Below are 12,485 nucleotides of genomic sequence, written 5' to 3'. Positions count from 1 at the left end.
GAGAACAATGTCGAATCCTCTGAATAGCACGAAATAAAACATTGTTCTCTTTTTGAATGCATTATGAGTTCTCTTCAAATACGTTCTTCTTGATGCCCCAGATAAGGTTTCTCCACTGTTCAAGCTGATCTGTTGTCATAAATCCGTTTGATGTTCCCATGTAACCGATCTTGTAGGATGCAAAAAGAAGTGCATTCTTTATAGCATTTACACTATCCCCAGTTTCCATGTAATAGTGAAGGAAACATGCAAACAGCGCATTACCGGCACCGATTGTATTTACAACCTCATTGGTCTTAACGGTCTTGTAGTGAACCCTCACATTCTGAGTCTTATCAAATAGTATAAGTCCTTCGCTACCCTGCCCTAGAATAATGATCTCTGTACCGTAGGTTCCCGACATTCTGTCGATGAACTCATATGGGTCCTCAGCGAGAGTATCATCACTAAAGTAAAGAACCTTAGCAGGCTCAAGGAAATCTGTATTATATTTTTCCTTTTCAGGCTTATAGTTTCTGATATTTACAGCGATAGGTTTTTTCCTTGCCGCTGCCTCCTTGGCAAAAGGTCTGCAGAAATTAGCATTAGCAAGAACCATCATGTCACAGCTCTCAGCAATAGGCGCCACCATGGACATATCGTAAACATTGTCACGAAGATCCTTGATATCCTCAAAGATCTGCTGCTTTCTGTTTTTATCATACAGAACAACCTCAGTAGGCGTTTCCAGCATCTGTGGGACAATATATTCTGTGGAAAGAGTAATCTTTCTGTCAGGAGGATTGATCATGCCCAAATCCTGGTTTCTTCCAACTATGGACATAAATGTAACATCGTCTCCAAGCCATTTCAGCGCCAGTGATTCATTGTAAGCATCTCCGCCCATGGCTGTAAAAATCGAGTCAGTGGCACTTGTAAGCGGCGCATAGCTAACCGGAATATTATCCACTCTGACGATTGTCTCGATCTGTGTTACTCCTGCTACTAAGAACTTGCTCATGTATTTGCCTCCTTATTGAATAGACATGCTCCTGATCATGTCTATATACTCTAAAGCTTCCTGCATAAATATATCTGCTCTAAAAACCTCACTTTTAATATTCTCTCTCAATAGGCCATCAACTGTATAATCCAGTATGTAGCCAACTTTTTTATAATCAACTCCCGGGGCAAACCTGGTTATATCAGCTCTTTCCCGAAGAGCCTCCATTATTCCATGATACTTATCCCTTCTCTCGCTGATTTTTCCCACAGCTTCGAGATAATCCTCCTCATCAGCCTTATTAAGGAAAAGAAATATATAGGGATACTTATTCATTGCTGCCACTTTGGCCGCAAGTATCTGATTATAGAGTTCAAAATAATCGGTTTCATTTTTTTCTACATTATTGGTAAGCTCAAGTGCGACAAATCTTGTGGCATAGTCATACAAAAAATCGTACACTCCTATTTTGCTTCCAAAGTAATGAAAAAGCAGACCTTTACTGATTCCTGCAGTCTTAACGATTTCATCGGTACTGGCATGATAATACCCATACTGAGAAAAGACCTTAAGCGCCGCATTTATCATTCTGTCCTGCTTTTCTTTTTTTAAATCCCAAAATTTTTCATTCATTCTTAGAGCCCACCATAGAAGTCCGTAGTTGACCATACCAGTCTAAAACTAATATATCATTTTTAAAAAGTCACTTCAAACGATTTACCGTTATTTATCAAATTTTAATCAATAATGCTTTTATTTGTGATTAAATTGTATTAAAATTATTTTATCGCTTGATAGGAGGGGCTTTTACATGTCCAAGAATAATGGATTTGGTAAGTTTATTGTATTTTGCGCTGCGATAGGTGCTGCTGCAGCTGGAGCATATTACTACTTGTCCAAGAGAGACGAGGCAATTGCTGACGATTTTGACGATGACGATTATGAGGATTTCGATGATTTTGAGGATGACGATGACTATACCTCAGAGATCAAATTTGGTCGTAAGTATGTAGACATCAGTCCTTCAGATGACAAAGAGGATTCCAAGGAAGACCTTGATGAAGACGACAGCAAGGAAGAGACACCTGAGAAATCAGAAGAATTCTTCGACGACGAAAAGTAAATAACAATTATTAAAGCCCCGTATCTTCACGATACGAGGCTTATTATTTGTAATCCTTATTCGGGGCTCACACCCTTCTTTTCTGCAATCATATCCTTGAGGAGCCTTGCCTTATCTTTTATACGGCTATTGGCAACTCTGGATGTGAGGAGCTCAGAAACCATCTTGCTGGCTACATCATACTGATCAGTCTCCACCGCCAAAGCAGCAATAAGATAATCCAGTGTAGATGAATCCATTCCGGCAATAGGAAATTCCTCAGACTGTCTTGCCATTACAAATCCATCAAGGGCATTGGAAAGCAGCTCTTTTTCCTGGGCATCATTGTCCGCCCTCTTCTGATCATAGCCTTCTTCCGCAGGGTCAAGACGCTGCGTCTCTCCTCTGATTACCCATGCAGTCTTAAGACATATGTACGCCTTCTCGCTATTCTTGGCCTTCTTGACAACTGCATTTGCCAGTGCCAGCTGATACAGGCTTCTAGCATATTCATAGCTGTAAGTAGGATCTTTATAATCCTGCTTCCTGTAGTTCATGCTGATCTTAACTCTGATATCCTCAATCTGATACTTATTAAGTGTAGCAAAGTATCTGCCAAGAGCTGCATATCCACAAGAAGGACAAGCTATGACATCGTATTTATTCTGGTCAAGTTCATCATAATCAGGACGAAGATCTATATCTACATTCTTCATCCTAACCTTACCCGTTCTAACGGTCTTGGTTTCAAATTCGCTCTCACAAACAGGACATTTATACTTTTTCAGAAAAAGATAATCCTCTTCATTAACAAGCTGTAGTTTAGGTTTTGGAGCTTCCTTTTTTACAGCAGTTTCCTTTTCCTTAGGATCCTCGAAAAGTTTACCACCGCCAATGTTTCCAAGTCCAAGTTTTTCAAGTCCAGAAAAAATACCAGCCATAACATAACCTCTCTTTAAGCGAAAATTTGTTTTGGTGACATTACTTCCATTACTTCTGTTACTTCTACTTCTAAATCACTTCTTAGGTACTACAAATGAGCTCTTAAGTGAAACTATTCTGTTAAATACAGGTGCACCGGGCTTGGAATCCTTACTGTCTACGCTAAAGAAACCATTTCTTACAAACTGGAATTTGTCGTAAGCAACTGCATCTCCCAGTTCAGGTTCAAGCTTGGCATCATTGATTACTGTGATTGAATTAGGATTAAGGTTGAGGGATCCGTCCTCATTGTAAACACCCTTTTCCTCATCAATAATATTCTCATAAAGACGAACCTCTGCTGTAACAGCCTCTTTTGCTGCAACCCAGTGGATTGTTCCCTTTACCTTTCTGCCGTCAGCGCTGTCGCCGCCCTTAGTCTCAGGATCATATGTACAGTGGATCTCTGTTACCTTGCCGGTTTCATCCTTAACAAAGCTTGTGCAGGTTACAAAGTAAGCATTCATAAGTCTTACTTCATTACCAGGGAACAAACGGAAGTACTTCTTGGGTGGTTCCTCCATAAAGTCGTCTCTCTCAATGTAGAGCTCTTTTCCAAATGGAACTTTACGTGTTCCCATCTCAGGAACTTCCTTATTGTTCTCAATCTCGAGGTACTCTGTCTGTCCCTCAGGGTAGTTATCGATAATGAGCTTAACAGGATCAAGAATTGCAAGCATTCTCTTAGCCTTATTCTTGAGGTCCTCTCTGATGCAGTACTCAAGCATCGCATACTCTGCAGTAGAGTTAGCCTTGGAAATACCGCACATATCAACAAACATCTTGATAGATTCAGGCGTAAAGCCTCTTCTACGAAGAGAAGCAATAGTTACAAGTCTCGGATCATCCCATCCGTCAACTATTCCTTCCTCTACAAGCCTCTTGATATATCTCTTACCAGTAACAACATTGTTGAGATATAACTTTGCGAACTCAATCTGACGTGGAGGATTCTTGTACTCACACTCATTCTTTACCCAGTCATAAAGAGGTCTGTGATCCTCAAATTCCAGTGTGCAAAGAGAATGTGTAATTCCCTCAATCGCGTCCTCGATAGGATGAGCGAAATCATACATAGGATAGATGCACCACTTATCGCCGGTTCTGGCATGTGTCATGTGTGCAACTCTGTAAATGATAGGATCTCTCATGTTGATATTAGGAGATGCCATATCAATCTTGGCACGAAGAGTAACTGATCCGTCCTCAAACTTGCCATTCTTCATATCTTCAAAAAGCTTAAGGTTCTCTTCAACAGATCTGTTTCTGTTAGGGTCATCCTTACCAGGCTCTGTGAGTGTTCCTCTATACTCACGCATCTCATCAGTTGAAAGCTCTGAAACATAAGCCTTGCCCTTCTTTATAAGCTTAACAGCATCCTCATACATCTCATCAAAATAATCTGATGCATGGAAAAGACGATCTTCATAATCAGCGCCAAGCCACTTAACGTCTTCAATGATGGAATCCATGAACTCAGCCTTCTCCTTGGTAGGATTGGTGTCATCGAATCTCATGTTGAACTTGCCGCCGTATTCCTTGGCCATGCCATAGTTAAGAAGAATACTCTTAGCATGTCCTATATGTAAGAATCCATTAGGCTCAGGAGGAAAACGTGTATGCACATGGTCATAAACGCCCTCTGCAAGGTCCTTGTCAATTGCCTGCTCAATGAAATGTCTGGAAGGAGTATTGTCGCCCTCTGCATTCTCATTTAAATTCTTAATTACTTCATCTGCCATTACTCAAAAAACCAACCTTCTAAAAAAGTTTTTGTCAATTCGACGTATAGTCGCGACATATTATATTATCATAAATTATACCATATTTCCAAGATGTTTAAATATCACCGGATGACACCGGAAAGTCACTTATTGTATACGTACTTTTCCTCAAACGCAGCCCGTCTTAACGGCTTGTCGTAGTAGAAGCCCTGTATATACTTAACTCCCATATTCTTCAAGGCATCAAGCTGTTCCTTTGTCTCTATTCCCTCGACGCAAATATCCGCCCCGATTGTTTCGCCAAGCTGTGCCATCATGCGAACAAATGCCTGAGAATAATCGTCTGTCGCGATATCTTTTACGAAATCCTTGTCCACCTTGATAATATCAAAAGGAAGAGCCCTGATACTGCTAAGAGCAGAATACCCTGTACCGAAATCATCAAGAGCAAGCCTTACACCAAGGGCCTTTATATCCAAAAGAGTCTGCTTAGTTCTTGCAAGGTCGTTTATGGCAAGTCTCTCAGTAAGCTCAAGAACAAGGTTCTCCGGTTTAAGGTTGTTATCTTCTATACATTTCTTAATAATATCCACAATATCAGTCTGCATGATCTGTACAACAGACAAATTTACGCTCACGGAAAAATCACCTGTTCCCGACTCATTCCACTGTCTGCAGCACTCACAGGCCTTCTGCAAAACATGATTTCCAATAGGATTTATAAGTCCAAGATACTCTGCCAGAGGCACAAATTCGTCAGGATTAAGGAAGCCCAACTGAGCACTGTTCCATCTTACCAGTGCCTCAGCACCGATGTGTTTAGGTGCTATACTGCTCTTTGAGCCCTTCGTATTTGTAATAATAGGCTGGAAATATACTTCAAACTCCTCGCAGCTCTTTCCAATGGCGTCAAACATGTTCTTTTCAAGATCAAGCCTGTGGATAGATGAGGAATCAATGTTGTCGGAGTACTCAGCAATTCTGTTCTTACCAGACTTTTTTGCCTCATACATAGCAACATCAGATTTTCTGATAAGTTCAGGTACATTATCACCATTATCGGGGAATCTTACAACGCCCATACTCATAGTGCAGTAATAATCCGTATCCTTCAGATACCATGGCGTTGCAAAGGCATCTTTTATCTCTTCAACAATCTTATCCATCCTGCCATAGCTCTCAGGAGGAACAATAATTACAAATTCATCTCCGCCCATTCTGTAGCAGGAATTACTGATTCCCTCAATCCTGCTCATGGCCTTGGAGATATCCTGAAGCAGCACATCGCCATACTGATGTCCCAGGCTGTCATTGATATGCTTAAAGTCATCCAGATCAAGATACATAAGAGCACCGGTTTTGCCGGTATTTCTTGCCTCGTCCACATATTTGGCCAGATCCTTTTCACAGCACATTCTGTTGTAAAGACCTGTCAAGAAGTCTGTATATGCCTGCTGCTCAATTCTCTTTTGATACAGTTTCTTCTCAGTAATGTCGTAGATAGCGCACAAAGAAACCGGTCGGCCGTCCACCCACTTGATTCTTGTGTAATATACGTCATACCATTTGGATCTTGCCTTGTGATTAACCTCGTAGTTACCACTGTGGCTCCTTGACGGAATATTAGATTCAAAAAGCTCAATAAGCTTGTTCTCCGCCAGTTCCTTACTAAAGTTCTTTTTAAAGCTCCTATTTGCAAAAAGAAGCACTCCCGTACCGATATCTCTTACATAGATTGAACTTCCCACATTATCAAGAACAGCTTCCAATGAGGCAAAAGAGCTAGCTAGAGAGTTAGTCTGAATTCTCTTGGTGATAATACTCTGTAAGATCCTGATAGTATCATTGACAAACTTTATGTCATCTATAGACCATATTCTGCTTTCTCTGGTCTCGCAGAGGCATGCATAGAACCTTGGCGCACCATTAATTACTATTGGCATGGCAACCAAAGCTTTGATACCAAGCATATCAAGCTGTTCATGCTCTCCGGCATTCATCTGAGTATCGCTTGATATGACAATTGCCTTCTCTGTTCCAAGGAACCAGCAAACCTCCTGGTCAGTAGTCTCTGCAAAAAGTTTTTGTGTATCCTGAGCAGTCCACTGAACCACAATATCCATCAGGGTATTGTGATGAATCCTGCAGGTGAAGCCATTACTTATCTGCAGATAGCTGCAAAGCTTTGACAGAATGTCCACCATGATCGTCTCAATTCCCTCATCGCTGTCAAGAAGAGATACTATCTCTGTCATGGTCTCAGCGCGATGAAAAGAGGTGGTCATTTCAAGCTCCTGAAGCTTTGACTCCTCACTTTTGGCAACAGCAAGTGACCTTGAAGTTTCTATGGAAATAAAAACATTCAAGGATGCCCTGAGCAAATCAAGCACTCTATAAAATTTATCTTCTGAGATTTGATAACCAAAAGAATCTATTGGTGGGATATGGAAAAACTCAGCCTCATACTCTGCGTTAGTGAATACGCCGCAGACTATCCACACTGCCGAAGTCTGTTTTCCATTTTTAACAGCAACAGCAGCGAGCCGCAGGTTAGGAACCTCCGTTATCTCAACGGCCTGATCCTCCAGCTCGCTTTCTGATACTCTTTTGAAAATATTATGAATACGTATATCTGTAACGTATTTCTTGATTATTTCTATTTCGTGGGGATTGCCGGAAAACTCGCTTATAGGCATGCCCTCTGAATCAAGGCACATGGCATACACTCCGGACATCTCACAGAACTTATCCTGCCAGGACTGTAAAACGCCGGTGTTTTTAAGCGCAAAATTACCAAGAGCTCCTTTTTCTTCGTTTAAAGAGCCCATTTCTGTGGCATTTTCAAATTCCACTTTGGTAAATGTCTCCTGCATTGTCCCCCCTCAAGGAAAATGTAGTTACATCGTAAGTTTAATTAGTTGTTGTCAACACTGTAGTTAGGAGCCTCTTTTGTAATCTGAATGTCATGTGGATGAGACTCACGAAGAGCTGCTGATGTCATCTTGATGAATCTGCCGTTCTCTTTAAGTTCGTCGATTGTTTGGCATCCGCAGTATCCCATACCTGATCTAAGGCCACCCATAAGCTGGAATACTGTATCCTCTACAGTGCCCTTATATGCAACTCGTCCTTCTACGCCCTCGGGAACGAGTTTCTTGGCATCTTCCTGGAAGTAACGATCCTTGGAGCCATTCTCCATGGCTGCAATAGATCCCATTCCACGGTATACCTTATATTTTCTGCCTTGGAACAATTCAAATTCACCGGGAGCCTCGTCGCATCCTGCGAACATTGATCCCATCATAACAAGGTTTCCGCCTGCAGCGATAGCCTTAGTAATATCTCCTGAGTACTTGATACCACCATCAGCGATGATCGGGATACCATACTCCTTGGCAACTTTGTAGCAATCCATAATAGCTGTGATCTGAGGAACACCGATACCTGCTACAACTCGTGTTGTACAAATAGATCCTGGTCCGATACCTACCTTAACAGCATCCGCGCCAGCCTCAATAAGAGCCTTGGTAGCTTCTCCTGTAGCAACGTTTCCAGCTACAACCTGAAGATCAGGGAATTTCTCCTTGATCATTCTAAGGCACTTAAGAACGTTCTCAGAATGTCCATGAGCTGAATCAAGGACAATCACATCAACCTTGGCATCAACAAGAGCTGCAACTCTCTCAAGGCAGTTAGCTGAAATACCAACACCTGCGCCACAAAGAAGTCTTCCCTGATCATCCTTGGCAGCAAGAGGATACTTAATAGTCTTCTCAATATCTTTGATTGTGATGAGTCCTACAAGGTTGTAATCATCATCAACAATTGGGAGTTTTTCCTTTTTGGACTTGGCAAGAATGTTCTTTGCTTCCTCTAAAGTAATTCCTGCCTTAGCTGTAATAAGATTCTCGCTTGTCATTACATCCTTGATCTTCTGAGAGAAATCTTTTTCAAACTTAAGGTCACGGTTTGTAATAATACCAACAAGCTTTCTGCCCTCAGTTATAGGAACACCCGAAATACGGAACTTTGCCATAAGAGAATCCGCATCAGCCAGTGTATGTTCCGGAGAAAGTGAAAATGGGTCTGTGATGACGCCGTTCTCTGATCTTTTTACCTTATCAACCTCTTCAGCCTGAGCCTCGATTGACATGTTCTTGTGAATAATACCAATACCGCCCTGTCTAGCCATTGCTATAGCCATTCTATGCTCAGTAACGGTGTCCATTCCTGCACTCATCATAGGAATGTTAAGTCTGATCTTCTTGGTCAAATAAGTACCAACATCCACCTGATTAGGTATAACCTGTGAATAAGCAGGTACCAAAAGTACGTCATCAAAAGTAATTCCTTCGCCGATAATCTGTCCCATTCTCTACTCCCATTCTTAAAATAAAAAATGTTTACTTGGTATCAATGTATCCCCATACATTAATAAGCTTTAACTATCTGTGCAAATCAATATTCAGTTATAATCAGTCAACAAATACTTTTCTTGGTGCTACGTTTCTGACGGCATCCACAAACTCTTTCGTAGGCTCAAGAATAATCTTCTCTTTACCATCATAATAAATAGTATATGTTGGATCCGGCTGAGGATTCTTCTCTCTTGCGGAGAAATCCAGCACCTTGTAGGTCTTGTTCTTGTACTCGTCAAGATGATAAGAACGAGAAGGAGCCATAGCCTCAATTCTGCCTACATCATACTTGCCGATATTCTTACGTCTCTGCTTGTTAAGAACCTTATCAACAGTGATTTCTCTGTCACAGTACTGATACTCAAACTCAATACTGGCATTAAGAGAAGCAAAGTAATAACCTGCTCCGAAGGCAATTGCAAGAATCATGCCTACAATACCTGTGCCCATTAAAAATGTTGATAAAAAGGAAATAACTGCGAGTGTAATTGCGACTCCCTTGAGAACAACCAGAATCGGAGACGCCTTACTAGAGACAAGACATTCTACATAACTGTTATCACTAACCATTTGTAATAATAGCCTCCCATATCATTTTATCGACTATCTTATATTACTTTGTCTAATCTTTCAAGGGCTTTAACAAACAATTCAAAGATTTTGTCCTGCGACTATTTCTCGGCATTTTCACATAATTATCATAAAGAATGGATTGACACTTTTCTTCATTATTTCTATTATTGTTTTTATTATGATTTAGGCAAAAGGATAAAAAGCGCCTACTACCATTATATATGTTTTAATGACAAAAATGTATTATTTTTCTGTTAATTAATAGCAGGAGAAACAATGATTCATTTTCGCAAAACAAGAAATAAATGCATATTTTATTTTTACCCGGTATCAATTGGAGGATAATGCCATGTCAGTACATGAAGAAATAAGAGAACAGCAAAAGAAATTAAAAGGACAAGGTTTCAAAGCTCACCTGGAATACTTCTGGGAATATTATAAGATTCATACCCTGGTTGCTATTTTTGTGATAATCCTTATATCAATGCTTGTCCACGACATTCGAAACAACAAACCTTACGGTTTCTACGCACTTATGCTCAACTCCGGAATGTCCAGCGCGCAGGATACATTGGAAGAAGGCTTTACTCCCTACGCAGAAATAGATACAGAAAAATATAGCTGTTTCATAGACACTTCCGTAACCTATAATTTGGAAGTCATTACAGAAACCACCATTTCTACTGCCCAGAAAATTATGGCAAATGTAGCCGGCGGAGACCTCGATGTCATGGTAGCAGATTCAGATATCTTTTCGTATTATGCCAATCAGCAGATTTTTGGTGACTTAAGAGACATCTTGTCTGCAGAGCAGCTTTCCAAATATGAAGACCGCCTGGTTTACGTAGATCAGTCATACCTTGATTACCTTAATTCAGATGAATATCAGGATTATGTCAGCACCGGCGAATTTGATCCAAATAATAAATACGCTGTAATAGCTGATAACTACAACAAGAACTTTGTATTCCCTACAACAGATAAAGCTGAAATGGATAACCCTGTTCCTGTAGGAATCAGACTTGATGGTTCAGAAAAGCTTTCAGAATCCGGAGCTTATACTCTTACAGGTACAACTCCTGTACTTGGAATAATCATTAACACCAAACGTCCGGAACTTGGAATTAAGTTTATTGAATATCTGCTTGGATAAGTAAATGAGATATTCAAAATGATGTATTTTACGAAGTAAATTCATAGCCGCTTGCGGTTATTAGAACATCCCAGATATCACTGTCATGGGAATCGCGGAATACCACAGCGGGCACGGCCCGCGAGGATATGCCGCGAAAGTCCCATTGACTGAGATACCTGGGATGTTCTACTAATCGTAAGAGGCTATGAATTAAACAGCTTAAATCTGTGTCGTTACAAAGATATCGTAGATTGCACGAATTGCTTTCTCGAAATCACGGTTCTCAACGCCGATGATGATATTAAGCTCTGATGAGCCCTGGTCAATCATTCTTACGTTGACACTTGCATGAGCAAGGGCTGAGAAGATTCTTCCGGCAGTACCTCTTGTAGACTTCATACCGCGTCCAACGACAGCGATAAGTGCAAGGTCTGATTCGATCTCAAGCATATCAGGATGAGCCAGTCTGTGGATTTCTGATACAACTGCCTGCTCTTTTTCTATGAATTCATCCTGCTGAACAAATACGGTCATTGTATCTATTCCAGAAGGAACATGCTCAATTGAAATACTCTGGTCTTCAAAAGCCTGAAGAACTCTTCTGACAAAACCAATCTCGGAGTTCATCTGATCCTTGAGGACATTGACACAGCAGAATCCCTTTTTGCCGGCTATACCGGTGATGACATACTTAGATTTCTTGGCTGTGGATTCAACAATCCAAGTTCCGGGATCCTCGGGCTTGTTGGTATTTCTGATATTGATCGGAATACCCTCTTTTCTTACAGGGAAAATAGCATCTTCATGAAGAACGCCGGCACCCATATATGCAAGCTCTCGAAGCTCTGTATATGTGATTGTCTCAATGTGCGGTGGCTTCTCAATGATTCGTGGATCTGCAACAAGGAATCCTGAAACATCAGTCCAGTTCTCATATACGTCTGCCTTGATAGCTCTTGATACGATAGAACCGGTTATGTCAGAGCCGCCTCTTGAAAATGTCTTAACACTTCCGTCAGGGTAAGCTCCATAGAATCCTGGGATAACAGCCTTAGGGGATTTCTCAAGCTTTTTAGCCATGAGCTTGTTAGTCTTTTCGCTGTCAAATTCGCCGTTCTTGTCAAATGCAACAACTGTAGCCGCATCAATAAATTCGTATCCAAGGAAAGCTGCCATGATAATACCGTTAAGATATTCTCCACGGCTTGCTGCATAGTCTTTTCCGGCTTTTGCTTTGAAATTCTTCTCAATAGTCTTAAACTCTTCAGCAAGGCTAAGCTTAAGTCCAAGACCCTTTATAATCTCATCATATCTGGCCTTGATGTCAGAAAGCTGCTTCTTAAAATCCTTATCAGCCTCTGCAAGAGCATAAGTCTTATACAGCATGTCAGTCACCTTAGTGTCCTTGGAATTTCTCTTTCCGGGAGCAGAAGGAACAACATATACTCTGTCAGGATCTGCCTTGATTATTTCTCCTACTTTCTTGAACTGCTCTGCACTCGCAAGAGAACTACCACCGAATTTAACTACCTTTTTCATAATAATGCCACTCTCTCTTCCACTTAATTCT

General features: G+C 40.9%; 10 protein-coding genes. 2 read left to right on the top strand and 8 right to left on the bottom strand.

Going from position 1 to position 12,485, the window contains the following annotated elements; translation table 11 throughout:
* Positions 1 to 61 precede the first annotated feature (61 nt).
* Positions 62 to 1,000: a carbohydrate kinase family protein gene (locus tag G613_RS0107150; protein ID WP_029232008.1), complete on the bottom strand. Its 939-nt coding sequence runs from the start codon at positions 998 to 1,000 to the stop codon at positions 62 to 64.
* 12 nt (positions 1,001 to 1,012) lie between these two features.
* Complete coding sequence (locus G613_RS0107145) at positions 1,013 to 1,615, bottom strand: TetR/AcrR family transcriptional regulator (protein ID WP_029232007.1); 603 nt, start codon at positions 1,613 to 1,615, stop codon at positions 1,013 to 1,015.
* Between the two features lie 178 nt (positions 1,616 to 1,793).
* Here G613_RS0107145 and G613_RS0107140 point away from each other — a divergent pair, with 178 nt between their 5' ends.
* Positions 1,794 to 2,105 (top strand): hypothetical protein, encoded by a 312-nt coding sequence (locus G613_RS0107140; RefSeq protein ID WP_029232006.1) that lies wholly within the window; start codon positions 1,794 to 1,796, stop codon positions 2,103 to 2,105.
* A gap of 56 nt (positions 2,106 to 2,161) precedes the next feature.
* Here G613_RS0107140 and G613_RS0107135 read toward each other — a convergent pair whose 3' ends face one another.
* The 5 genes from G613_RS0107135 to G613_RS0107115 all read right to left on the bottom strand — a co-directional run bounded on the left by G613_RS0107135 (position 2,162) and on the right by G613_RS0107115 (position 9,777).
* Positions 2,162 to 3,025 carry a DUF2225 domain-containing protein gene (locus G613_RS0107135; protein ID WP_029232005.1) on the bottom strand — a complete coding sequence of 288 codons (864 nt, stop codon included), beginning with the start codon at positions 3,023 to 3,025 and terminating at the stop codon, positions 2,162 to 2,164.
* 75 nt (positions 3,026 to 3,100) lie between these two features.
* Complete coding sequence (locus tag G613_RS0107130) at positions 3,101 to 4,807, bottom strand: glutamine--tRNA ligase/YqeY domain fusion protein (protein ID WP_029232004.1); 1,707 nt, start codon at positions 4,805 to 4,807, stop codon at positions 3,101 to 3,103.
* 125 nt (positions 4,808 to 4,932) lie between these two features.
* The gene (locus tag G613_RS17945; protein ID WP_029232003.1) at positions 4,933 to 7,662 is read right to left on the bottom strand and encodes a bifunctional diguanylate cyclase/phosphodiesterase; all 2,730 of its coding nucleotides are present in this window, start codon (positions 7,660 to 7,662) and stop codon (positions 4,933 to 4,935) included.
* Positions 7,663 to 7,703: 41 nt separating this feature from the next.
* On the bottom strand, positions 7,704 to 9,161 hold the full coding sequence (gene guaB, locus G613_RS0107120) for an IMP dehydrogenase (RefSeq protein ID WP_029232002.1): 1,458 nt from the start codon (positions 9,159 to 9,161) through the stop codon (positions 7,704 to 7,706).
* Positions 9,162 to 9,264: 103 nt separating this feature from the next.
* Positions 9,265 to 9,777, bottom strand: a complete 513-nt coding sequence (locus G613_RS0107115) for a hypothetical protein (protein WP_029232001.1) — start codon at positions 9,775 to 9,777, stop codon at positions 9,265 to 9,267.
* A gap of 352 nt (positions 9,778 to 10,129) precedes the next feature.
* Here G613_RS0107115 and G613_RS0107110 point away from each other — a divergent pair, with 352 nt between their 5' ends.
* The gene (locus G613_RS0107110; RefSeq protein WP_029232000.1) at positions 10,130 to 10,933 is read left to right on the top strand and encodes a hypothetical protein; all 804 of its coding nucleotides are present in this window, start codon (positions 10,130 to 10,132) and stop codon (positions 10,931 to 10,933) included.
* Positions 10,934 to 11,134: 201 nt separating this feature from the next.
* Here the strand turns inward: G613_RS0107110 and G613_RS0107105 are convergent, their stop codons facing one another.
* Entirely contained in the window at positions 11,135 to 12,454 is a 1,320-nt protein-coding gene (locus G613_RS0107105; protein WP_029231999.1) for an aspartate kinase, read from the bottom strand.
* Between the last annotated feature and the right edge of the window lie 31 nt (positions 12,455 to 12,485).

The organism is Butyrivibrio sp. VCB2006 (assembly GCF_000420945.1).
Lineage (GTDB): Bacteria > Bacillota > Clostridia > Lachnospirales > Lachnospiraceae > Butyrivibrio.
This window is presented reverse-complemented; position numbering and strand designations above follow the sequence as displayed.

Coding starts and splice junctions, on each gene's coding strand:
- G613_RS0107140 (WP_029232006.1), top strand. CDS start 1,794: ATGTCCAAGAATAATGGATTTGGTAAGTTTATTGTATTTTGCGCTGCG.
- G613_RS17945 (WP_029232003.1), bottom strand. CDS start 7,662: ATGCAGGAGACATTTACCAAAGTGGAATTTGAAAATGCCACAGAAATG.
- G613_RS0107105 (WP_029231999.1), bottom strand. CDS start 12,454: ATGAAAAAGGTAGTTAAATTCGGTGGTAGTTCTCTTGCGAGTGCAGAG.
- G613_RS0107130 (WP_029232004.1), bottom strand. CDS start 4,807: ATGGCAGATGAAGTAATTAAGAATTTAAATGAGAATGCAGAGGGCGAC.
- G613_RS0107145 (WP_029232007.1), bottom strand. CDS start 1,615: ATGAATGAAAAATTTTGGGATTTAAAAAAAGAAAAGCAGGACAGAATG.
- G613_RS0107115 (WP_029232001.1), bottom strand. CDS start 9,777: ATGGTTAGTGATAACAGTTATGTAGAATGTCTTGTCTCTAGTAAGGCG.
- G613_RS0107150 (WP_029232008.1), bottom strand. CDS start 1,000: ATGAGCAAGTTCTTAGTAGCAGGAGTAACACAGATCGAGACAATCGTC.
- guaB (WP_029232002.1), bottom strand. CDS start 9,161: ATGGGACAGATTATCGGCGAAGGAATTACTTTTGATGACGTACTTTTG.
- G613_RS0107110 (WP_029232000.1), top strand. CDS start 10,130: ATGTCAGTACATGAAGAAATAAGAGAACAGCAAAAGAAATTAAAAGGA.
- G613_RS0107135 (WP_029232005.1), bottom strand. CDS start 3,025: ATGGCTGGTATTTTTTCTGGACTTGAAAAACTTGGACTTGGAAACATT.